Origin of the sequence: Wukongibacter baidiensis (assembly GCF_050888315.1) — a bacterium.
Taxonomy (GTDB): Bacteria; Bacillota; Clostridia; order Peptostreptococcales; family Caminicellaceae; genus Wukongibacter; species Wukongibacter baidiensis.
Map to the genome: position 1 here is coordinate 1,535,422 of NZ_CP138202.1, position 25,276 is coordinate 1,560,697.

19 protein-coding genes are annotated in these 25,276 nt (G+C 34.7%); 1 reads left to right on the forward strand and 18 read right to left on the reverse strand.

All coding sequences use genetic code 11. The features are described from left to right. Positions 1–7: 7 nt before the first annotated feature. The 17 genes from R9X47_RS07195 to thrC all read right to left on the reverse strand — a co-directional run bounded on the left by R9X47_RS07195 (position 8) and on the right by thrC (position 22,104). Entirely contained in the window at positions 8–742 is a 735-nt protein-coding gene (locus R9X47_RS07195) for a gamma-glutamyl-gamma-aminobutyrate hydrolase family protein (protein ID WP_432666083.1), read from the reverse strand. A gap of 151 nt (positions 743–893) precedes the next feature. Continuing rightward, positions 894–1,958, reverse strand: a complete 1,065-nt coding sequence (locus R9X47_RS07200) for a M42 family metallopeptidase (protein WP_432666084.1) — start codon at positions 1,956–1,958, stop codon at positions 894–896. A 38-nt stretch (positions 1,959–1,996) separates the two neighbouring features. Then, positions 1,997–3,730 (reverse strand): sigma 54-interacting transcriptional regulator, encoded by a 1,734-nt coding sequence (locus R9X47_RS07205; RefSeq protein ID WP_432666085.1) that lies wholly within the window; start codon positions 3,728–3,730, stop codon positions 1,997–1,999. A gap of 34 nt (positions 3,731–3,764) precedes the next feature. Continuing rightward, the gene (locus R9X47_RS07210; protein WP_432667597.1) at positions 3,765–4,733 is read right to left on the reverse strand and encodes an ABC transporter ATP-binding protein; all 969 of its coding nucleotides are present in this window, start codon (positions 4,731–4,733) and stop codon (positions 3,765–3,767) included. A gap of 15 nt (positions 4,734–4,748) precedes the next feature. Then, on the reverse strand, positions 4,749–5,729 hold the full coding sequence (locus R9X47_RS07215; RefSeq protein WP_432666086.1) for an ABC transporter ATP-binding protein: 981 nt from the start codon (positions 5,727–5,729) through the stop codon (positions 4,749–4,751). Positions 5,730–5,754: 25 nt separating this feature from the next. Beyond that, positions 5,755–6,657, reverse strand: a complete 903-nt coding sequence (locus tag R9X47_RS07220) for an ABC transporter permease subunit (RefSeq protein ID WP_432666087.1) — start codon at positions 6,655–6,657, stop codon at positions 5,755–5,757. A gap of 15 nt (positions 6,658–6,672) precedes the next feature. Beyond that, positions 6,673–7,590, reverse strand: a complete 918-nt coding sequence (gene gsiC / locus R9X47_RS07225; RefSeq protein ID WP_432666089.1) for a glutathione ABC transporter permease GsiC — start codon at positions 7,588–7,590, stop codon at positions 6,673–6,675. Positions 7,591–7,721: 131 nt separating this feature from the next. Further along, on the reverse strand, positions 7,722–9,353 hold the full coding sequence (locus tag R9X47_RS07230; RefSeq protein WP_432666090.1) for an ABC transporter substrate-binding protein: 1,632 nt from the start codon (positions 9,351–9,353) through the stop codon (positions 7,722–7,724). A gap of 263 nt (positions 9,354–9,616) precedes the next feature. Beyond that, on the reverse strand, positions 9,617–11,545 hold the full coding sequence (locus R9X47_RS07235; protein ID WP_432666091.1) for a stalk domain-containing protein: 1,929 nt from the start codon (positions 11,543–11,545) through the stop codon (positions 9,617–9,619). Between the two features lie 15 nt (positions 11,546–11,560). Next, positions 11,561–12,724 carry a S1C family serine protease gene (locus R9X47_RS07240; RefSeq protein WP_432666092.1) on the reverse strand — a complete coding sequence of 388 codons (1,164 nt, stop codon included), beginning with the start codon at positions 12,722–12,724 and terminating at the stop codon, positions 11,561–11,563. A 591-nt stretch (positions 12,725–13,315) separates the two neighbouring features. Further along, entirely contained in the window at positions 13,316–13,867 is a 552-nt protein-coding gene (gene nrdG, locus R9X47_RS07245; RefSeq protein ID WP_432666094.1) for an anaerobic ribonucleoside-triphosphate reductase activating protein, read from the reverse strand. A gap of 14 nt (positions 13,868–13,881) precedes the next feature. Then, on the reverse strand, positions 13,882–16,251 hold the full coding sequence (locus R9X47_RS07250; protein WP_432666095.1) for an anaerobic ribonucleoside triphosphate reductase: 2,370 nt from the start codon (positions 16,249–16,251) through the stop codon (positions 13,882–13,884). A gap of 307 nt (positions 16,252–16,558) precedes the next feature. Then, positions 16,559–16,861, reverse strand: a complete 303-nt coding sequence (locus R9X47_RS07255) for a Dabb family protein (RefSeq protein WP_432666097.1) — start codon at positions 16,859–16,861, stop codon at positions 16,559–16,561. Positions 16,862–16,893: 32 nt separating this feature from the next. Next, a complete protein-coding gene (locus R9X47_RS07260; protein ID WP_432666098.1) occupies positions 16,894–17,652 on the reverse strand; it encodes a gamma-glutamyl-gamma-aminobutyrate hydrolase family protein in 759 nt (252 codons plus the stop codon). Between the two features lie 281 nt (positions 17,653–17,933). Beyond that, a complete protein-coding gene (locus R9X47_RS07265) occupies positions 17,934–19,613 on the reverse strand; it encodes a peptide ABC transporter substrate-binding protein (protein WP_432666099.1) in 1,680 nt (559 codons plus the stop codon). A 109-nt stretch (positions 19,614–19,722) separates the two neighbouring features. Beyond that, on the reverse strand, positions 19,723–20,604 hold the full coding sequence (gene thrB / locus R9X47_RS07270) for a homoserine kinase (RefSeq protein ID WP_432666100.1): 882 nt from the start codon (positions 20,602–20,604) through the stop codon (positions 19,723–19,725). Positions 20,605–20,613: 9 nt separating this feature from the next. Continuing rightward, complete coding sequence (gene thrC / locus R9X47_RS07275; protein WP_432666101.1) at positions 20,614–22,104, reverse strand: threonine synthase; 1,491 nt, start codon at positions 22,102–22,104, stop codon at positions 20,614–20,616. Positions 22,105–22,512: 408 nt separating this feature from the next. On the opposite strand from thrC, the gene R9X47_RS07280 reads away from it, so the two are divergent. Beyond that, positions 22,513–24,591, forward strand: coding sequence for a methyl-accepting chemotaxis protein (locus tag R9X47_RS07280; RefSeq protein WP_432666102.1), 2,079 nt, complete (start codon positions 22,513–22,515; stop codon positions 24,589–24,591). A gap of 135 nt (positions 24,592–24,726) precedes the next feature. Here the strand turns inward: R9X47_RS07280 and cobO are convergent, their stop codons facing one another. Continuing rightward, positions 24,727–25,242 (reverse strand): cob(I)yrinic acid a,c-diamide adenosyltransferase, encoded by a 516-nt coding sequence (gene cobO / locus R9X47_RS07285; RefSeq protein WP_432666103.1) that lies wholly within the window; start codon positions 25,240–25,242, stop codon positions 24,727–24,729. Positions 25,243–25,276: the final 34 nt, after the last annotated feature.

Below are 25,276 nucleotides of genomic sequence, written 5' to 3' on the forward strand. Positions count from 1 at the left end.
CATGTTTTTACTTTTGCTTTGTAAACTCCTTTGATGCATCAACAATAGCTCTGAACAGCTTCAAAAAAACTGGATGATGGCTCGTCAAATCTTCTGGATGCCATTGTACACCTATTACAAAGTCATTGTCTTTATGCTCTATTGCTTCAATGGTTCCATCCGGTGCCCAAGCTATTTCTTTTAAACCCTTGGCTATTTTTTTTACAGCTTGATGATGAAAGGAGTTTACCCTCATTTCTGTTTTACTAAATATATCAAAAAGCTTACTCTCTTTATCTATCTTTATTTGATGGTAGAGATTATGTGGTGATGTATTTTGTGGAAAGTGCCCCAGTGAGTTTTCTAATTCTGAGTTTATGTCTTGATATAGGGTTCCACCTAGACCAGCATTTATCAATTGCATTCCCCTACAAATTCCTAGGGTAGGCATGTTTAATTTGAGAACCTCTAATAGTAGCTCTATCTCAAATTCATCTCTTTCTTGACATATCATTTGGACATGCTTTATTGGGTTCTCACCATAGCTTAGTGGAGAAATATCATGACCTCCAGAAAAAATTATACCATCTATAGATTTTAAATATTCCTTTGCTAATTCTTTGTTATCAATCAATGGAATCAAAATTGGGATTCCACCAGCTAAATATACTGATTTTATGTAATGATGACTTACTAAATTATATAATCTATCGGGTTTAATCTTTTTTTCCCAAAATGTAGTTATCCCAATAACTGGTTTCATCTATTTTTCCTTTCTATAGAAAGTTCCTATGAAATCTTAATTTATATATACCAAAATACTCGACTTTTCTTAGTGTTTTGGATATCTATAATTAAAGTCTTTATCGGAATCTCTATGCAAATTTTTCATTTGTATACTGCTTAATTTACCCTTAAAAACTATCAATCACTTGTTTATCCAATCTCTTTATGATTTCAACTGCCCATCGCACAGTATCATCGAAGTCCTTTATTGCAGAAAAACCTTGATGGGTATGTACATATCTTACGGGTACGCCTATGACTATTGTAGGCACCCCAGAATTCGATAAATGTATACTACCTCCATTCGTGCCTCCTGCTAATCTCACGGCATCTTGAAAATCAATCCCTGATTCTTTAGCAATCTCCCTCGCAAATCTTGTAAATCTAGGATTCGATATCATAGATCTATCTCTGTGTCTTATTTGAGGTCCCTTCTTCAAAGCCCCTTGAGATTCAAACTCGTCTCTATAAATGTCATCGGCTGGAGTACCTTCAAATACTATTGCAACATCAGGCTTAACAGTATTAGCTGTAACAACGGCCCCCCTTATACCTATCTCCTCTTGAGATGCAATAGCACCAATTACATTCACATCAAGTTCCTCGTCCTTTAACTCCCTTAAAGTCTCTAACACCACAGCACATCCCAGCCTATTATCAAAGGCCTTTCCTACTATTGTTTCATTCATTTCGTTATATTTAAATTCGGCATCGGGAGTTATAGGCGCTCCTACTTCTATTTTAAAAACTTCTATAACCTCTTTTCTTGAGGTTGCACCAACATCTATAACCATATCCGAGATATCTAAAGGCTTATTCCTTTCAGCTTCCGACATAAAATGAGGCGGTTTAGACGCTACAACACCCAATATATCTATCCCTTCCGAGTTTCTTATTTTAACTCTTTGAGCGGATACATTTTTAGCCACCCAACCACCAATTGGTATAAATTTTATAGTTCCATTAGCTTTAATAGATTGAACCATAAAACCCAACTCATCAGAATGTCCATCTATCATTATTACAGGTTTAGTATTATCATTCTTTTTTCTATGGAGATACACATTTCTAAAACTGTCTTCTTTAATATTTGTATAAGCCCCTGCATAACTCTTTATTACCTCAACAACCTCATCCTCAAATCCCGATATTCCATTAGCATTAGATAGATCCCTAATCAATTCTAAATTCATGACATCCCTCCTAACTTCTGTAAATATTAATTTAAGTGCTATATTTCTTTTTGATAATATAGATCCAAAAATCTTTCTCCTCCCCTGGAAATTGTCGTACCTGCCCTACCATGTCTAACCGTGACAAGATTTAGATCGTTTAGTATTTCTATTCTTAACCTAAGCTGTTGATCTGTTAGATTCATTCCTCTTTGTAGAAGAAGTTGGCGCAGCGTAGTTCTTCCATAGGAAGAATGCTTTTTCTTCCCCTCTAAAAATACCTTTAAGATTTCTAAACTCTCTCCTAGAAATCCACGTTGCTCTATTTTCTCAATCATTGATTTAACATCAATATCATTTTTTTCATTTTTATAAGTACGCTTTTGGTCTTTATTCCAAAGCTTTGCAAAAAACGGAAGGTTCTCTACAGTAATTATCTTTTCTTCACCACATGCTATTAATGTCAATAGATTAAATAATTCCTTAACGTTTCCATCCCAAGTGTATTTATGGAGAATCTCCATAGCAGAGTCCGTAAACTCAATATCATCTCTCTTAAGATTATTCTTTAAATAACTACTTATTAAAACCTCTAAATCCCCTTCTCTATCCTTCAGTTGAGGAATTACACATGTCATTTTAGTAAGAAGGTAATAGAGTTCTTTTTTAAATACTCCCTTAGATACAAGCTCCTTTATATCTACAGTACTTGTGGTTATAATCCTTAGTTTTACCGGAACCGGTGTAGGCCTTTCAGCGCAATACACCTTATTTTCCTGTAACACTTGTATTAATCTAGCCTGAACATCTAGCGGTAATTCTCCAACCTCTTCAATGCATAATGTCCCATTTCGAACTACTTCAAATAGACCTCTTGTATATCTTCCATTATCCTCATATCCAAATAATTCATTCTCTAATGTTCTTGCTATTCTTGATTCACAATTTATGCTTACATAGGGCCCTTCCTTAAAGTGAGAAAAATTATGAATTGCTTCTGCCAACATACTCTTACCAGTTCCCACGTTTCCAATAATATGAACCGGTTCATCGGATAAAGCAAATTTTTTAGTCACCCTTACTAACCTCTTCATTTCTTCACTATAGGTAATGATATCATCAAAGGTATATTTTGCTGTATACTCTGTCAAATCATTGATTTTATTGTTTTCTAAAACTATATCCTCATACATATGTGCTTCATCGGTTAAAGAAAGCAAAGATGTCATATATCTCTTACAAATAGTCGGATATACTAGTTTAATGCCAAGTAAATCGTAAAGCTGAATTACGGTTGATATATCGACGATTCTATGGCCTAGGTCTATTGAATTTTCTATCCCTCCTGGTATCATTGCCTTTTCTCCCGGGGTTACAACATAGTCTATATCATCGGGAAAACCTTTATCAGGATAATAGGGTATATAGTGGTGTATATCCACATTTTCTCTAAGCTCTTCGACAACCTCATCGGTATTTTTCCTTGTATCATTGACTACAAGTATTTTACTCCCCTCTGGAAGCGATAGAAGCTTACTTATCTTCAAGAAGTTTATTCCCCTTTTAACAATTAAATGTTTTGCCCCCTTAGGTATAAAGGACTTAACAAAAGGCTCTATTAGATGTCCCGATAATAACACTATCTCATCCTTTTCTATCATACCAGCCTTTAGGTCCTTAATAGTAATTGCACGTACCGATACAATATCCCCAAATATCACCCTTATTTGATTACTCATTTTTTTAGAGTACACTTCCTGTATAGCAATGATTACCAGCTTTCTCTTAACCAAGAATTTCACATCCTTAATGCTATTCTGCTTCGCTTTAGTACAAATGACAAGCAGTAAAATGGTTAGGTTCTATTTCTTTAAATTCCGGTGCTGTCCTTTTACAAATATCCTTAGCATGTCTACACCTAGTATGGAAGGTACAACCGCTAGGAGGATTTAATGGACTAGGTATACTTCCCTCTAATATTATACGTTCCTTTTTTATTCTCGGATTCGGAATAGGTACTGCTGATAGTAAGGCTTGGGTATATGGGTGTAATGGGTTCTCATACAGTGTATCTTTATCGGCTAGTTCCACTAGTTTTCCCAAATACATTACTCCTACTCTATCACTTATATGTTCAACAACACTTAGATCATGGGCTATAAAAAGATAGGTTAGATCTAGGTCCCTTTGTAAATCCTGCATTAAATTCAATACTTGAGATTGAATAGATACATCCAATGCTGATACAGGTTCATCGGCAATGATTATCTTAGGCTGCGCAGCTAAGGCTCTTGCTATACCTATTCTTTGTCTCTGGCCTCCACTAAATTCATGGGGATATCTTACTGAGTGATACGAGCTTAGACCTACCATGTTTAAAAGCTCATGGATTCGCTTTTTCATTTCTTCACTATCTTTATACATATCGTGAACTATAAGAGGCTCAGCAACTATTTCTCCAACAGTCATTCTAGGATTTAGAGATGCATAGGGATCCTGGAAAATCATCTGTATATCCTTTCTTAGGGGGCGAATTTCATCATCTGTCATTTTAGTGATATCCTTACCCTTAAAAAGAATTTCCCCCTCGGTAGATTCAATTAGCTTAAGCAACATTCTACCGGTTGTTGATTTTCCACATCCACTTTCGCCAACAAGTCCTAGAGTTTCTCCCTCATATATTTCAAATGATACCCCATCAACAGCACGAACAAACTCTTCTCTTCTTCTTAAAAAGCCCTTCTTTACTGGAAAGTGTTTCTTTAGGTTGCTAACTTTTAATAGAGGTTCTAACATCATATATACCTCCTTTTATAAACTTTTTTCATCACATAGCCAACATTTGCTACTGTGATTTTCTTCTATATAATAAAATGGCGGCTCTTCCTGCCAGCATTTCGTAAATGCCTCTGAACATCTTGGTGCAAATTTACATCCATTAGGCATATTTTTAGGACTAGGTACATTTCCAGGTATCGACTCTAAGCGATCAACTTTTCTTCTAAGAACGGGAATCGATTTTAAAAGTCCCTTTGTATATTGATGCTGTGGATTTTCAAAAATCTGATATACATCTCCGGTCTCTACGACTCTTCCAGCATACATTACTACTACTCTCTCGCACATTTCTGCAACTACGCCTAGATCATGGGTTACGAACATTATGGCTGTACCTACTTCATCCTTAAGCTTTTTCATTAAATCTAAAATCTGTGCTTGTATGGTAACATCTAAAGCTGTCGTTGGCTCATCTGCTATTAATAGTTTAGGGTTGCAGGCCATAGCCATAGCAATCATTACTCTTTGCCTCATACCTCCCGATAGTTGAAATGGAAACTCCGAGTATATATTTTCCGCACGGGGAATGCCAACTAGCTTTAGCATATTTATTGTATGCTCTTTTGCCTTTTCCTTATTATATCTTAAATGGAGCTTTATAGCTTCGCTAATTTGATCTCCAATTCTAAGTACAGGATTTAATGATGTCATGGGTTCTTGGAAAATCATAGCAATATCATTTCCTCTTATTGCTCTCATATCATCTTCTTTCAAATTCGCCAGGTTTTTTCCTTCAAACTCAATTGTCCCATCTACGATTTTTCCAGATGTATCCTTAAGTAATCCCATAATAGAAAGGGAAGTAACACTTTTCCCACTACCGGATTCTCCTACTACCCCTAGGGTTTCTCCTTCGTTAATGTAAATATCTACTCCATCAACAGCTTTCACCGTTCCATTATCAGTGAAAAAATGGGTTTTCAAGTTTTTTATTTCTAATATTTTCTTAGCCAATAAAGTCGCCTCCTCTCTCCATTGATTAGTTGTCAATTTTAGGATCTAAAGCATCTCTTAGCCCATCTCCTAATAGGTTAAAGGCAAGTACAGTAATGAATATTGCAAGACCTGGAAAAAAGGTTATATGTGAGGCTACACCCAAATAATCTCTTCCCGAACTAAGCATAGCTCCCCATTCAGGAGTTGGAGGCTGTGCTCCCATTCCAAGAAAGCTTAAGCTAGATGCAGTTAAGATTGATGTACCTATTCTCATAGTAAAATATACAATTATACCTGAAAAAGTCCCGGGTAATATATGTTTGAACATAATTCGTCTATCCTTTGTTCCGATACTTTTAGCGGCTTCCACATACACAGTTTTTTTAATGGCAAGGGTGTTACCCCTAACTATTCTTGCAAACATAGGTGTACTAAAAATTGCTACTGCAAATACTACATTGTAAAGTCCTGGTCCCAAAATTGCAATTATACCAATGGCCAATATTATACCCGGAAAAGCAAATAAAACATCTGCAATTCTCATAATTACATTGTCAATCCATCCACCATAATATCCACTTACGAGGCCAAGGATCGATCCTAAAATAGCTCCAAAGATAACGGAACTAAGCCCAACGGCTAAAGAAATCCTTGAACCTACTATTACCCTGCTAAATATATCTCTTCCATAGGCATCTGTCCCAAACCAATGTTTACTTGAGGGCCCTTCCAACAAATGATCATAATCGGGCTCGCTTGTATCATAGGGTACAATATATGGTCCGATTATGGCAGTTATAATAAATAAACATATGAATATTCCAGCAGCCATGGCTGTTCTTTGCTTTTTAAACTTTCTCCAAAATTCTGAAAGGGGCGTCCTTATATCTTCCAGCTCTTCATTTTCAGTATGATTAAGCTTACTACTCTCGCTAACTTGAGACATCTCTATCCCTCCTTATTAATAACTAATTTCAGGATTTAACACAGCATATAGCAGATCCACTATTAAATTGATGATAATAAACTGTAACGAGAAAATAAGGATTTCTGATTGTATCATAGGATAATCTCGAAAGGCAACGGAATCTATCAAAAGACTTCCCATACCAGGCCAGCTAAAAACAGTCTCTATAACAACTGATCCACCTAGCAAGAACCCAAATCGTAATCCTACCATAGTTACTATAGGAATAAGAGCATTTCTAAAAACATGTTTCCAAACAACAATTTTCTCTTTCAATCCTTTAGCCCTAGCAGTCCTTACATAATCCTCCTTTAGGATGTCCATTATAGAAGATCTTGAAAATCTAGCTATTACCGCTGCTACTCCAGCCCCAAGGGTCATAGATGGAAGGACATAGTGCTTTAAGGTTCCATATCCACCTGTAGGAAACCATCCTAATTTAACGGAGAAAATCTGAATCATCATAAGTCCGAGCCAAAATGACGGTAAAGAAATGCCTGAAACCGCTGCAAACATTCCTGTATAATCCTGCCACTTTCCACGGTTTACGGCAGAAACCATACCTATTAGGAGTCCAAAAACGACTGACCAAAAGATACTAAAAATAGTTAGGGTAAATGTGGGCACAAATCTATTTCCTATTTCCTCTAAAACTGGTTTCTTAGTCTTCATAGAGGTTCCTAAATCTCCACGCAATAGGCCTTTCATATAGCTAAAATATTGGACGTATAATGGTCTGTCTAGGCCTAATTCCTCTCTGATAAGCTTTACATCCTCTAAAGTAGCATCCTCACCTGCAACAAGTCTGGCTGGATCTCCTGGAATCAAGTGTATAAAGAGAAATACGAAGATTGATACTAGTAGCAATGTAGGTATAACACCAAATATTCTCTTTATAGCATAATCTAGCATTTATTTTCCTCCTCTACAGGATTTTTTGAATTATAGGGTGTCTCAGAGTAATGAATTTCTGAAACACCCTAGGGCTGTACTCATAAGAGACCTTTATGAGACTGCCCTATTTATTAATTATCAAGTGTGTATTATTTTACATTAGCATCCTCAACACTTAGTGAACCATCAGGTAATAGATAAACGCCTTCTAAGTAGTCTTGTCTACCAGCCTTAGTAAGGTCAACCGATAGGAATGCCCAAGGAGCATCATTCCAGATAATTTCTTGTACCTTTTCATAGGCTTCTTTTCTTTTTTCGGTATCCGCAGTAGCAATACCTACCTTAATCCATTTATCTGCCTCAGGATTATTGTAGTATGCAGTATTATATGAATTTGGAGGACATGAATCTCCTGCAAATAGCGGTCTAATTCCCCAATCTGCATCACCAGTAGATGGCGACCATCCTCCGTAGTACATTTGTAATTCTGCCTCTTCAGGCTTTGCTACTGTCCATATTCTTTCAAGTCTTGTACCTGATTCCATTGGTACTAAGTTAGCCTTAATACCAATTTGTGCAAGTTGTTGCTGTAGGAATTCAAGACCTCTAATAGTTGTAGAACTATTATTTGCCCAAATCTCTGTTTCAAAGCCATTCTCATAACCGGCTTCCTTCATAAGCTCTTTGGCCTTTTCTAGGTTGAACTCATATGTACTATCCTGCTTTGAATAATATTGTGTATTTGGAGCTATAATAGAGTCCATTTGCTCCGTAAGACCATTATATACAACCTTTGAAAATGCTTTTTTATTGATTGCATAGTTTATAGCCTGTCTAACTCTAACATCGTTAAATGGTTTTTTCCTTGTATTCATTGCTAAGTATCTAACTATGATTGATGGATTCGTCTCTACTATAACACCATCTTTACCATTTATAGCTTTAATCTGCTCCGGTGGTACTGGATATATAAAGTCAGCTTCCTTAGTTTGAAGCATAGCGATTCTACTACCATTTTCTTTTACTGGCTTAAAGGTAATCGAATCCACTTTTGGATAACCCGTCTTCCAATAATTTTCATTTTTAACCATCTTTAGGTGAGATCCTGAAACCCATTCTTCAAACACAAATGGACCTGTACCAACAGGATTCTGAGATACTTCTTTGCCATATGCTTCTAAGGCCTTTGGACTATGCATCATAGCCGCTGGATGGGCAAAGGTATTTATCATAGCTCCAAATGGCTCTTTAAGAATTACTTTAACAGTAAATTCATCTACTACTTCAGTTTTATCTACAATCTTAAATAAACTATGTCTTTTTAATTTGTTTTCTGGATTTGCTAAACGATCAACGTTAGCCTTAACTGCCTCTGCATTGAAATCAGTTCCGTCGTGGAACTTAACTCCTTGACGAAGCTTAAATGTAAATTCAGTTGCAGCCTCATTACTTTCATAACTTTCTGCTAGTACTGGTATAACATTCATGTCTTTGTCAAAGCCTACCAAACCCTGCATCATAGTCTTTTGAGCAGAATACGATAGCGTATCATTAGTATCGTGTGGATCCATACTGATGAATGTTGCAGAAACTGCTACTACTAAGTCTTTGTCTGCCTTAGATTTATCTGTCTCTTCTTTTGGTTGTTCAGCAGGCTGCTCAGCAGCTTTCTGCTCTGGTTCTTGTTTCCCTGTTTCCTCTGCAGCTTTATTTCCGCATCCAGCCAAACTAGATACCATTAAAGCCATAACTAGGAACAATACAAAAATTTTCTTTGACATTTTTATTCCCCCTTTAAAATGTTTATATAAAAGTGCATGGCACTCCTATAGCAACTTATTAAATTTTCGTAAAAAATATAAATATAGTATACAACACAAAACAACCTATTACAACCTAATAAATTTATTTATATGTACTCTTTTATTCACCTATTGATATATCCTTGTCTCGTATTTTGACATTTCTATATTATATGATTAAAAACCCCGCGATAGAAATTTTCTATCACGGGGTTTTATAATTTTTTCAAAATCCTTCTTTATTATTTATCAAATTCAAAGGATTTCCATATATCCTCTATTGTTTTTTTATTCTTCTCACTGCTTGTTAGATCAGCAATGACGAAAGTTACCAGATAAATTTTTTCGTTTTTATTTATGACATATTGTGTTACGTTAGAATTTAAGTCTCCCATAACCGTTTCATAAGTAAATCTTTCTACCCTTGTACCCTTACTAGAGATTGTACTTTGCTTTAGTTCCTCTATACCTATAGATGATTCTAACTCCTCTTCAGCTTGATCCATAAATTTCTCATATTGTTTATCTGAAATATTCTCATAGACAATTAAACTCATACCCACATTAAATTTTTCTAGTCCATAGATAACCTTATCTTTATCGTTACTAGTATAATTACTAGTCCAGTCATATGGCACTTCAAAACTCCATTTAAGATCTTTATTTCTTATTTCTTTAACTCCTTCATTTATGGTTATTTCATCAGCGTCTATTAGCTGACCTACTTCTTCTACATTTGGTTCAGTAAATACAAATGAGTGAATCATTTTTTCCATTCTTGCTTTTTTCTTGGAATCCTTATAGTTATCAGAAGTCATAGAATAAACTAACTGATATTTATAGTTGTCTCCTACTAAGTAAGTAGTACATTCATAGATTACTGCATCTTTCATTTGTATTGATGAATATACTTTTTTACTTCTTTTACCATCAATTTTAACTTCTTCTGTTTTTATAATCTTTACTAATTTAGGATTATAGTTTTCCTCTACTAGCTTTTGCTCATTTCTCACCCATTTGTCAAGAGTTAACCCATCTTGCTTAGATGTCATTTTTACAGCAAGCCTACTTACTTCTATATCATTTCTATCATAAACTTCTGCAAAATCAACTTTATTCACCTTGTTACTTGACTTAATTTCTCTCCAGTCAGCCAAGACATTTACAGACCATTTCTGTTTCTCATTTTCATATTTTCTATATCCGTCTTCTGTAACATTAGATAAATCCTTGATGTTTTCTCCGTCTCTAAACTCTGTCTTAAAGGAATCTAGTAAAGTCCTTAATTCATCACTATTTTTGTATTTTTCCTCGTCATATACTTCAATACCTATATCAAAAATCTTGCCATCATTAATATATATCCTATCCTCATATATGCCTTCACTATCCTTATAAACAACCTTAATATATTCTTGCTTGTCATCAGCTAACTTTTCCTGACTTACAAGAGTGTATCTGTTTACATATTGAAGCTTCTCAGCAAAAAGAGAATCAATAGAATCACTCTCTTCTTCATCACGAACTCTTACATAAATATAATATGTTTCATCATACTCTTCAAAGCTATTATATGTACCACTAAAGCTTCTATAGTAAAGTTTTACATTTTCAGGTAATTCCATAGACCATTTATAGTAGCTGTCTCCAACTTTTTCATCTGAGGTTTTCTTTAATATTTCAGCAAAGTCTTGTATTCCATCACTATTTACAGCTAATTCCTTAGTAACTTCAATTTCTCTAGTCTCAGAATTATATTTCACCTCTGCTCCAAAGTTTTCTGTTATAAATCTCAAAGGTACCATTGTAACTGAATTTACTATTTTAGGTGCCTGAAGCATATTTATTTTTACTCCATTAACGATTGCTTCCTTACTATCAACTTTAAGCTTTATAACCACATCACTATCCGTTAATGTAATACTTCTTTCTTCTCCATTCCACTGTACCTCTGATCCAAATGATTCAGTAATCACTCTTAAAGGTACTAATGTTGTTCCATTTACTACAAATGGTTTTTCTACCTTAATATCTTCATTATTAATCTTTAAAATATCATCTCCAACCTTAAATGATATATGAACCTTTTCACTATCTGCATTAGCCCATACACTAGTTGTTGATGCAATTAGATATACAGTTAAAATTAAAAAAATTGCTATTTTCTTCAATACTATTCCTCCAAACTATTTTATTTTAGAACTAAATATCACCTTAAAGCTTTTAACAGCACCATCTCGTCTTACTCTAATAATTACGCTTTCTCCACGGTTATATTTTTTAAGTTCTTCATTATAATCGACATTACTATTAATACTTACATTATTTATAGATAAAAGAACGTCTCCCAACTTTAATCCACTTTGCTGAGCAGGAGAATTTGTTTCAATCTTAACAATTCTCAACCCACCCTTTGACGGCAGACCAACCTTTGCAGCCCAGTCTTCCTCAAACTCAGTTCCTAAGTGTGGCTTTTTAACTGCACCATATTTGTCAAATTGATTTACTACATATTTTACAGTGTTGATTGGAATCGAAAATCCCATCCCTTCTATCCCTGTACCCATATATTTACTTGAGTTTACTCCGATCACTTCTCCCTTAAGATTTACTAAAGGTCCTCCACTATTACCAGGATTTATTGCTGCATCAGTTTGTATTAGTCTATATGAACTATGTAAGCTTCTATTAACTCCACTAATTATTCCAACAGAAGCTGAGTTTCTAAGAGAAAAGGAAATTGGAGTCCCAATTGCTATAACAGTGTTTCCAATTACCAGATCCTCTTCTTTTCCAAATTTTACTGGTTTTAGATTATTCTTTTCTATTTTTACTACTGCCAAATCTGATTCTTCATCTATAGACTTAACCTTTCCCTCATATCCGCTTCCATCGGAAAGAACAACTACAATTTTATCCATATTTTTTACAACATGAGCGTTAGTTAAGATCTCTCCATTTGATTTTATTACCATTCCCGTACCATGAGCGATCTCATCAAAATAATCATTTCTATAGGATATATCATGGTTTGCCTTTAAGCTTCCTATAATCCCAACTACACTTGGACTAATTTCCTTTATAACCTCAGAGACTAACTTATCTCTATCAGTTGTTAGACTTACAGTTTTAGTACTTTCATTCCATTCATATCTCCCATTCGATGTTTCTTCTATAGAATTTAAAGAGACATAAACATTGTTATCTATTACTTTGTACCCCTCATTAATTTGAGTTCCATTAATCAACACCTTTACTTGCCCATCATTATTGGCAAAGGATAATGTTGTCAATAGCAAGCTAAAAACAATAAATAGCATTAATACGATGTTTTTTTTCTTCATTTTCATTTTCATTTTACTCTAACTTGACCTCCCATTTGTATAAGATTTTAAACTACATCCCCTTCTCTCCTAGTCTTCCTATTCAACAATAGGTATACTAAGCACCATTTTAATCTTGCCCCTAAGATTTCTTCGTTTTTTCTAATTTCATTCAATTATTATGTATATATTTTTAAGCCTCTGCACTTTTTCAGCTCTAGCTTTTCTCCCCGTTCCATATATATGGGTTTTACTCTTAAGAAAAAAATTCTCTTGAGGTATCCCAAGCACGTTAAATTATTCACCCATAAACCTTTATGTAATCCGATCATCTTTTTATCCGTTCATCCTCGATATACTTCGCGACAATAGGGCATTTGTCTAATTTAATATAACATACTGTTTTAATAGATTTCCTTGGCAATATTAGGGTCTATTTTCCCTTTTACCTCAAGGGGTAGTTTATATATAGCTTTCAGTTCCTCCCCCTCCCCATTGCCAATCTTTTACAACCCTTATACTAGAGCATAAATGGACAAAATTTCTATCAAAAACTTAAAAACCCCCTCTTGATAGTCTTCCTATCAAGAGGGGTAAAACTGTTAACAAAGCTCTAGTTTACCTAGCCATTGCCACTTCTTCAGTTTGCATATCATAATACCCTGCCATCAGAACCGGAGTTCTAAATCTTAAGGATTTTTTTACATCTAGTATTCTTTGATTTTCGGAACCCCTGAATTTTAAAAGCAAGTTCTTTTCTTCTAATATAAATGGACCATCTATCAGTACATCAATATACTTTAAAAATTCAATCCATCCTTCTTTATATTTCTTTCCTCGCTTGTTTATCAACTCTTCAAAGGTATATCCGGTATAGCACCATATATCTAGTCCTATATCCTTAGCTGCTTTTGCTATCTCAAGACACTCATTAGGCTGTTCAAAGGGATCTCCACCTGAAAATGTAATCCCTTTATGAAGTCTTAAACTCTCTAGCTCATCAATAATATCCTTAGTATCCATTAAAAATCCACTGTTAAAATCGTGGGTACAGGGGTTATGGCACCCCATACAATTATGCCTACAGCCCTGAGTCCAAACTACGGCTCTAAGTCCCGGTCCATCAACTATACTGTCCCTTGTAATTCCATGGGATAGTCTAATAAGCATAATACCACTTCCCTCTAATTTTTCATACCGTGTTTTGTTCTATCCTTAACCTCAGCAAGCTTGGCATCATTAAATCTATCAATAGTACCTACTAAGTATCCAGTAATTCTTCTAATTCTCTCGAATTTAATTCCATCATCCTCAGTTCTTCCACATCCTGGGCAAACATTATGGATAACTCCATTAAATCCGCAAACTGGGTCTCTGTCTACAGGATGGTTTATACTACCATATCCTATTCCAGCTTCATACATAGCCCTTACAACAGTTTCAAAGGCTTCAAGATTGTCAGATGGATTTCCATCAAGCTCTACATACGTAATATGTCCTGCATTAGTAAATGCATGATAAGGAGCTTCTAAATTTACTTTATTAAATGCACTAATCTCATGGTAAACAGGAACGTGGAATGAGTTAGTATAGTAATCCTTGTCATTTACATCCTTTATTTCACCAAACATCGCCTTGTCAAGTCTAGTAAATCTACCTGATAGCCCTTCTGCCGGAGTAGCGATAAGTGAAAAGTTTAATTTATATTTTTGTGAAGTCGCATCAAGCTTATCCTTCATAAACTTAACGATTCTAAGTCCTAGGTCTTGAGCTTCTTGACTTTCCCCATGGTGTTCACCGATTAATGCCTTAAGACACTCGGCCAATCCTATAAATCCAACCGTTAGGGTTCCGTGCTTTATTATCTCGCTTAGACTGTCTTCCCATGATAGTTTATCAGAGTCCATCCATACACCTTGCCCCATAAGGAACGGAAAGTTTTTAACCTTTTTAGTTTGTTGCACCTGTAATCTTTCAATTAACTGATCTATTAACAAGTCAACCTTAGAATCTAGATCCTCAAAGAAGCCTTGTATGTCAGGAGTTCCTTTAGTAACTTGACCATATTTTATCCCAAGTCTAGGAAGGTTTATTGATGAGAATGAAATATTCCCTCTTCCTGTAACTATCTCTCTTGATTTATCGTATACATTTCCAACAACTCTAGTTCTACATCCCATATAGGTTGCTTCAGTTTCTGGTCTATTAGGAACATAGTATGCAGCATTGAATGGCGCATCTATAAAACTAAAGTTAGGGAATAATCTTTTAGCTGAAACTCTGCATGAAAGCTTAAATAAATCGTAGTTAGGGTCACCATCATTATAGTTTACCCCTCCCTTAACCTTAAAGATTAGTATAGGGAATATTGGAGTTTCTCCGTTACCAAGGCCTGCCTCAGTTGCTAAAAGTAGATTTCTAGTTACCATTCTACCTTCTTCCGAAGTATCAGTACCGAAGTTAATACTACTAAATGGAACCTGTGCTCCTGCTCTTGAATGCATAGTATTAAGGTTATGTATAAATGCTTCCATTGCCTGATATGTTTTTCTATCGGTCTCTTTATATGCATGTTTGCAAGCAAATTTTTGCATTTTTAAAGCTTCTTCATCATTTATATTAAATCTATCCTTCAAAATAGATATTTCTTCATTCTTTAATTCATTATTTTCTTTAATGCTTAGTTCTGCTCCAGCAGCTTCTTCGCATTTTTCAATAACTTCACTAGCTATTTTCTGTGCTTCTTCATCTACTAGGTCAAAGCTTAGCATTATTGCCTTTGCTAAGTTGTCCATATAGATTTTTCTATATGTTTTTTTCACCCCTGGGGCTAAGCCATAATCAAATGTTGGTATACTTTGTCCCCCATGTTGATCATTTTGATTTGATTGAATAGCTATTGCCGCTAATGCAGCATAACTCATAATGTCTTGAGGCTCTCTTAAAAATCCATGCCCCGTAGAAAATCCATTTTTAAAAAGCTTCAGTATATCTATTTGAGTACATGTTAATGTCCCCATATTAAAGAAATCTAGATCATGAATATGTATATCTCCACTTTCATGAGCCAATGTATGTTCAGGCTTTAGCATATGTGCTTTACAGAACTCTTTTGAAACAGTACTTCCATATTGAAGCATAGTTCCCATGGCAGTATTCCCGTCAATATTAGCATTTTCTCTTTTTGTATCACTCTCGGTGGCATCCTTTAAGGTTATATTTTCGATAGTTTTCATTAACCTCGTCTTTGTTTCTCTAATTCTTGTTCTTTCCGCTCTATAAAGTATGTATTCCTGACTTGTCTTCGCATGTCCATCTTCTATTAGAACTTTAACAACCGCATCCTGTACTTGTTCAACCGTTGGAATTTCATTACTATATTCTTTGCTCAGAAGAGCTACTACCTGCTGAGTCAATTTCTCCGCAATGTCAAATGATGCTTCACGACCTTCCTCCGCGGCAATAACCTTTGCAGCTTTATAAATGGCAGCAGTAATTTTTTCCGGGATAAAGCTAATAATTCTTCCATCCCTTTTCTTAATTTTTTCAATCATCAAACTCTTCCTTTCTGCTAGATATTGTATATTTCATATCTATATATACTATATATAGATTGATTAGCAACAAAAAATACCCTCCTCGTGCAAAAAGGGTTGAAAAAATTTTTGTCTGTTCTGTTCTTCTTGTCATAATAAATTTTATCAAATAAGCATATAAATCTCAATAAGAAAAAAGACCCATAATCCACAGTAATTTTACTCTATTTTTCAAATTGCTCTTTTTTTCTCCATAATTCTCTAATTTTTGAATTGGTTACAGTAGTAGAACAAAAAAAATGCGACAAAAATCGCATTTTTTTATCTATTCAATATAGTCTACAACTACTCTTTCAGATCTTATCTTCCCAATAAACTCTCCTACCTTTAGATGTTCAGGATGATTTGCGTAAATCTTTAAATCTTCTTCATTATTGAAGTGAGTAATTAGTACTATGTCATAGGCAGCATCGGTTGGATTAATGTTTAAACCTACTTCTATATATTTTATCTCTGGTATCTCATTTTCTAGTGATAATAACATTTCTTTCATGATTTCGCTATTTTCTTGTTTGTTCTTCCCCTCTGCCATGTCCTTTAATCGCCACATAACAACGTGTTTTAGCATAATTTTTTTCCCTCCTAAGTTATGTTGACCCTTTAATTTTTTATTGATTTATTAGTATAATCTACTAATAATTTAAAAATACCCAATTGCTCTTCATGGGCTTCAAACATCATTTCTGGATGCCACTGCACACCCACTACAAAAAAATGCTCTTCATGTTCTATACCTTCTATGATTCCATCCTCAGCCCAAGCCGTTTCTCTCAATCCTTTTCCTAGGATTTCTATGGCTTGATGATGATAACTATTAACATCAACGATACTCTTCCCTAAAGCTTTAACAAGCTTACTATTCATATCTAGATTAACTTTATGACTAAAGGCGTATTTAGGAACTATTGTTGCCATATGCTCCAGATCTGTTACCTTACATTTATATATGTCATGATATACAGTGCCTCCAAAAAATATATTGATGAGCTGGAGCCCTCTACATATTCCAAGAACAGGTTTATTTCTTTCTAAAGCCTTTTCAAGGAGTTTTAGCTCAAATCTGTCTCTTTCTAATACTACTAAACCATGCCCCTTCTTTATACTATTACCATAATAATAGGAGTGTATATCTGGTCCGCCACTAAATAAGAAGGCATCTAGACTATCAACTAGCTCGTTGATATATCCTTCATCATTGATAACTGGTATTGTTATAGGAGTACCGCCTGCCCTGTTAACACCCAATGAATAATCCATTGATGACAAATTCATATCTTGACCGGATATTCCTCTTATTCTTTTAGTTCCCATATAGCTGTCCTTCACAAAATAAGTGGTTATACCTATAAGCGGTTTCATTATGCTCCCCCTCCTACTAACCACTATATAAATGTCAGGGGACTTTTGATACAGAAACTAGCAAAGAGAACTATAATCTCTCCATAAAATATTTTTAATATTATAAAATATCTATAGGATTTGAAATATTATACCATTATCTAGGCTTCTACTGCAACGGTGGATTAATCTAAAAAAAGTGAGGCTGGCCTCATAAAGATTTTCTATGAGTTCAGCCCCAGGGTGTTTCAAAATAAGTGAAGTTAACCCCGACCCCCTTATGACTTTAACCTTTATACTTATTACTTACTATCTAAGGAACCGTCTATGTATGTATATCCAAAGAACCAATTACCAAGTGACTCTTTTTGCCAGTTAACTACTCGCTTTTTAATCAAGAACTTATCTGTATAATAGAAGATAGGCATAATAACCTGCTCATCGAAGAGTATTTTTTCAGCTGCATATAAGGCCTCATCCCTCTTTTCCGGATCAATTTCACTTCTTGCGCTGAGAAGAAGCTTATTGTACTCCTCACTCATCCATTGAGATGAATTGTTTGTATCTTGAGCTTCAAGTACCTCTAACATTGACATAGCATCAGCATAATCGATGAACCATCCAAATCTAGCAGCTCCAGTGTACTTTCCATATCTTCTAGAGCTAGCAAAAACAGGCCATTCTTGATTAATCAAGGATACCTCTATATTTAAGTTTTTCTTCCACATCTCTTGAATAGCTTCAGCTATAACCTTATGGGTTTCAGATGTATTATAAAGGATTTCAATCGCAGGGAAGCCCTTACCATCTGGATATCCAGCTTTAGCTAAATATTCCTTTGCCTTTTCAATATCGGCTTCTGGACTAATGCCATAATCGACCATCGAGCTGAATTCATTTCCTCTTGTATCCTTTAATCCCTTCGGAACAAAGGTAGTAGCTGGTACCTCAGCCCCCTTTGTAACATTCTCGCATATTGCCTTTCTATCTATGGCTAAACTGAGAGCCTTTCTAACATTTAAATCATCCGTTGGGGCTTTACTATTATTAAATACATAAAAATAGGTTCCCGTTTTAGGTCTAATATAAAATTCATCACTTTCCTGGCTCAATATTGGTATTTCTTGAGTAGGAATATTACTCATAATATCAATATCGTCGGATTGATATGCCATAAGAGCTGTAGATTCATTCACTAGAATACTAACATTTATTTTGTCTAATTTTACCTTATTTGCATTCCAATAGTTTTCATTTTTTTCTAGAAGAAACATATCTCCACCGACATATTTCGTTAGCTTAAAGGGCCCATTAGAAACTACAATATCTGTATTTGAGGCCCACCCTTCAGGGTCCTTTTCAACCACATCCTGCCTCACTGGTAAATAGGTATAAAATGAGGTTAACCCTAGAAAATAAGGTGTAGGCGCTTGAAGTTCAACCTCTAGTGTTTTGTCATCAATAACTCTAATTGCTACATCCTCTCTCTTGCCTTCACCGCTAAAGTATTCATGTCCCCCCTTGATATAATACAATAGCATAGCATAATCGGACGCAGTTTCTGGATCTAGAGCCCGGAGCCAGCTGTATTTAAAATCATTGGCTGTCAGCGGCTTTCCATCGGACCACTTTGTGTCTCTCAAATAAAATGTATAGGTCAATCCATCATCACTTATCTTATAGCTTTCTGCTATTGCGGGCACTAATTTTCCATCAATTTCTCTCATTAGACCCTCATAAAGATTGTTTAAAAGATGACCTGCTTCCAATTGAGAATTTAAGGCTGGATCAATAGTTCTAGGTTCATCTGACAAAGTGAAGTTCAATACCATTTCTTCGTCAACGACCTCCTGTTTTTCCTCTTTAGCTGGAGTATTTTCCTCTACGCTTGCAGGTTCAGATTCCTCCTTAGGCGCACACCCGCTAAGTAGGCTTAGAATCAATACTGCCACTAAAAGGATAGCTGTTAATTGTTTCTTCATATAATCTCCCCCTATATTTAATAATCAGCTGCAAAATTTCACAACTGTTGAAGCCCCCCATATATCTATTTACTATTCAATAGTTGTAAATATTATCCCCCAATAATATTTACAACACCTTAGCTCCCTCTAAATCTATATCCAGAGACTTAACTTCCCATTTATTATTTAAAGTCTTTAAAAATTTCTCAATCTCAGTATAGAATTTTTCATTCACCTCTTCATCTAATACCATTATTGTTGGACCTGCTCCACTTAAAAACACTCCTAGGCAACCTAAATCTTCGCATTTCTTCTTTATATCATCGAAACCATCAATAAGCTTACCCCTGTAGCTTTGATGCAATCTATCGGCAGAAGCAGCCCTTAAAAGACTAAAGTCACCATTTGTAAGTGCAGCTATGAGCAAAGATACTCTACCTACATTGAATACCCCATCCTTATAGTCAATTTCGTTAGGCAGCACCGACCTAGATTCTTCAGTAGAGAGCCTGAAGTCCGGAACAAGGGTGTAAAACTTTAATCCTTTTGAAATATTGATTTTACTGTAAAATACATTATTGTCGTCTTGGATAGCTACTGTCATACCGCCTAGTAAAGCTGGAGCTACATTGTCGGGATGGCCTTCGATCTCAGTAGCAAGTTCCAGTATCTCTTCCTTAGTTAGTACTCCTCCGGCAATCTCATTTGCTCCAATAATTCCTCCAACTATACATGAAGCACTGCTTCCTAGTCCTCTAGACACAGGAATGTCATTCTCTATTTTTATTTTAATACCTTTAGCTTCATATCTTATTTTTTCAAAGCATTTTTTCATAGAACGAAAAATCAAATTATCTTCATTTGCAAACTCAGGGTCACACCCTTCAAATAGTAAACCTTCCTCTATTTCTTCAAAGGAAAAAACGTTATATAAATTTAAAGCCAATCCAAGACAATCGAAGCCTGGACCAATGTTGGCACTTGTGGCTGGTACTCTTACCTTTATCATTTTCATCACCTATTTATTTAAATTGTTTAATATAGTAGATTTCATTTCATCTTTCTTACATTTTTTATTGTGTAAAATCTCTTTATTCTCTAAATCCCTAATTCCTAAAGGTATATCTTGATCTGTAAGCTTTGACATTTCCCTCACTAGATCAAAATCACTGTAGTTTTCAAAGCCTTCCTTAATAGACATCATTACACTTCTAGTAAATTTATATGGACTTGCAGTGGAAGCTATTATAGTTTTTGTATCATCGCCGGTCTCTTTTTTATAATTTTTGTAAACTGCATAGGCTACTGCTGTATGAGTATCCATAAGGTAATTCGACGAATCATATACCTCCTTAATAGTTTCACAGGTTCTTTCATCATCGATATATCCACCATAAAAATCTTTAAGTCCTGCCTTCATATTATCGGATATTTCATATCTACCAGTTTCCTTTAAATCTTTCATAAGTCCATTAATCATAGCTTCATCGTTTCCACTGATTTCATATAAGAATCTCTCAAGATTACTAGAGACAAGTATATCCATCGATGGAGATATAGTCTTTTTAAATTCCCTTGATGTGTCATAAACACCGCTGTTGATAAAATCGTATAGAACATTGTTATTATTTGATGCACAAATAAATTTATTTATTGGAAGGCCGAGCTTTTTAGCATAGTATGCAGCTAATATATTACCAAAGTTACCGGTAGGTACTACTACATTTATCTTCTCATCCTTTGATATTTTTTCTTCATTTATAAGGTTTAAGTATGCATAGAAATAATAAACTATTTGAGGAACTAATCTTCCTATATTAATAGAGTTGGCAGATGAAAACATGTATCCCATATTATTTACTTCCTTATTAAATTCTGCATCAGCAAAGGCTTCCTTTACTCCTCTTTGAGCATCATCAAAGTTGCCTTCTATACCAACAACAAAGGTATTTTCACCCTCTTGAGTAACCATCTGTCTTTTTTGTATCTCACTTACCCCATCCTCTGGGAAAAAGACTATTATTCTTGTCCCATCTACATCTGCAAAGCCTTCTAAGGCTGCTTTACCTGTATCACCTGAGGTTGCAGTAAGTATTACTATTTCCTCTTTTATATTTAGTCTTTTACTTGCAGTTTTTAATAGATATGGCAATATGGAAAGAGCCATATCCTTAAAAGCCAAGGTAGGTCCGTGGAACAATTCAAGGAAATGTACTCCAGCAGACTCAGTCAAAGGTGCTATGTCCTTTGATTCAAATTTTTCATCATAGGCATTATTTACGCAATGTGAAAGTTCTTCATCACTAAAGTCAGTTAAGAACTTTTTCATAATGTAAAATGCCAATTCCCTATAATTCATCTCCTTTAGCTCTTCAAATGACTTATCTAACGATGGTATTTCTACAGGTATGTATAATCCACCATCATGGGCTAAGCCCTTCACTATTGCTTCCGAAGATGTAATAGTTAGATCACTACTTCTAGTACTTTTATAAAAACAAGATTTCATTTTATCACCTCGAATATTTATTTATGATTTTTTTATTTTATAACAAATATGTTGACTATACAAGAACAAATGTAATTTCCTCTAAAACAAATTGGTTAATTTGCAAGATTTTCATAAGATTTGCAACTAATACAATTCAATAAGACAGTCTTTTATAGCGATTTTAAAGTTACTTTTTTGAGACTTATCACCAAAATTATATTTATTCACAATCGTAATTAGTTTATACTTTCGTATACGTTATAAAAATAAAATACCAGTCCACTAGCATTATGGTATTTTTTAGTAATTTCATCTTAAATTCCAGTTAAATTTTCTCAAATATATTGATTTCTTCGACAAATCTTGATATATTTTAACGGTATTTCCATTTATTTTTAAAATTATCATTGTGAGAGGAGTAAACAAATGCAATCAATCAAAAAACAATTGGTTCTGGTAATGCTGCTTATTTTAATTGTTCCTTTAGTGGTCTCCAATTTAATAAGCTATTATTTTATTACCGACAAGTATCACGATCAGATTAGAACTAATCATCTAACCATTGCTTCATCCCTTTCAGAGAACGTCTCTACCTTCATCGATAAGGCATATCTTATTACTGAGGAAATCGCAGATAATAATGATATAAAAAACTTCGTACCAGAAGATCAGAAACCCGTTCTTACAAGCAATATAAAAAGAAATCCATATTTTGACCTTCTATTTATTCAAAATGCTGAAGGTATGCAAACTGCAAGAAATGCTGGTAACTTAGGCAACAGATCTAGTCGCTGGTGGTTTAAGAAAATCATGTCTGATAAGAAGCCCTTTGTCAGCAAGTCCTATTTTTCACTATCAGGAGGTATTCCAGTTACGTCTGTATTTGTACCAATATATAATGATAATAAATTAATGGGAATCATGGGTTCGGATATTAAGCTTGGTAAACTCCAAGAAATGGTGGAAAAATACAATTTAGGAAAAGGAAGTTACATATGTATTGTTGATGGTGAGGGAGTAGTTATCGCCCACCCTGATAAGGAACAGGTTAGTAATCTATATAACTATAAAACCTTAACTAAAACTGAAAAAGTTACTGATAGTAATGGTAAATATCTTTTAGATTCAAAGGGTCATCCAAAGGAAGAAGTATCTGAAATAGAACTCCCTGATAAACTAAAGGAAATTACGGAAAAGGCTCTTAACGGAGAGAGCGATTTCGTTGAGTATACCAATAACGATGGCCAAACTGTTCTAAGTGCTTATACACCGATTGTATTACCTGGTCATTCGGATAATTGGGCTATTATAACAGTTCAAAATAAATCCGATGCCCTAGCTTTTGTTAAAGGTGTAGGAAAGCAAAATACAATAATAGCCTTTGCCCTTATTATTGTTGTTATATTTGTAGCTTTAAGTGTATCAAATAAAATAACTAAACCTATTGTTACCCTTATGCAACTTATGGAGGAAGCTTCTACTGGTAACTTAACTGTTAAAAGTACTAATAAATCTAAATCAGAAGTTGGAAGACTCAGTCAAAGCTTTAACATCTTATTAGATAATACTAGACAACTTATTGGAAAAATAGACAATGTTGCATCTTCCGTAACAAAGTCTGCTGAATTCCTATCAAAAACTACTGAGGAAACTGAAGTATCTATTAACGAAGTAGCTCAGTCTGTTACAAGCGTTGCAAGTGCATCAAGTGACCAAGCAAAAGAAGCAGAAGCTGGCCTTGAAGCCTCTACAAACCTATCTAGAGAACTAGATATAATGGCTAACTACATAGAGCAAAGTAAAAATTCATCTAATACAATTCACGAAGCTAACTCAATGGGTCTGAAGGCAATTGAGTCCTTGAGTGAAAAATCTCAAGAAACTGATAAAATATATTCTGAGATTGGCAATGTTATATTTAACTTAAGTCAAAAGGCCCATACTATTGAAGAAATAGTGGAGACCATAATGTCCATTTCAGAACAAACAAATCTATTAGCACTGAATGCGGCTATTGAAGCTGCAAGAGCTGGAGATGCCGGTAAGGGATTTGCGGTAGTAGCTGAAGAAGTAAGGAAGCTAGCCGAAAATACCGCCAAATCAAGTAATGATGTTCAAAGTATTTTATCGGTTATAAGGGAAGATATTAATAAGGCACAGGACAAAATGACCTATAGCGAAGGTGTTATCAATGAGCAAAATAGTGCTGTGAAAAATACAATGACTACATTTGATAACATTTCAAAGGAAACTAATAACATTGTTGAGCAAACAAGTAATATATCTTCTAGTTTAAAAAATGTAATCGAAAGCAGAGAGCAATTAATGGTTGTTATAGAAAATGTATCTGCAATATCTGAAGAAACAGCAGCGTCGGCTGAGGAAGTATCTGCCGCAACTGAGCAGCAAGGTGCTGCTATAAGTGAGATACATTCCCTTGTAGATCAGCTTAATAAAATGATTCATGATTTAGAGTCAACAATTAAAACTTTTAAATTGAGTTAACATAAAATTAAGCGTATTAATGCTTTGAATTTATGGATATATTAAAAAGTGGATGAACTCATAATATAATTTTTATGGGTTCATCCACAATTCGTTTCAAAATTTATTTCCGTGTTTTTTAGAGACACTCCATTTTTAATTTTCAATACCCTTTCGTGCCATAACACCCTCTGTATAATAATGTTTTATTTCTTTCATTTCAGTTACTAAGTCAGCTATCTCTATTAACTCCTTGGGCGCATAGCGGCCTGTAAGAACTATCTCTACTTGAGGGGCTCTTTTCTCTAGCATTTTTATTACATCTTCCACAGAAAATAGTTTAAAAAATAATGCTATATTTATTTCATCCAAGATAATCACATCATATTCTCCCTTTGAAATAATACCTGTACATCTTTCAAGCCCATTCATAGCTGCATCAATATCTTCCTGTTCCGGTACTCTGTCTATAAAACAGCTTCTTCCTAATTGTTCAATCTTAAAGTTCGGAAGATATTCTTCAGCCTTTACTTCACTATACTTCATGCCTTTCACAAACTGTCCCATATAAACCTTTTTACCTGCACAAGCAGCCCTTAAGGCTAGCCCTAGTGCAGCAGTAGTTTTTCCCTTACCATTGCCGGTATAGATATGTATATACCCCTTCTCCATAAAAATCCTCCTAACATAGTTTAAAGCGTCTTAG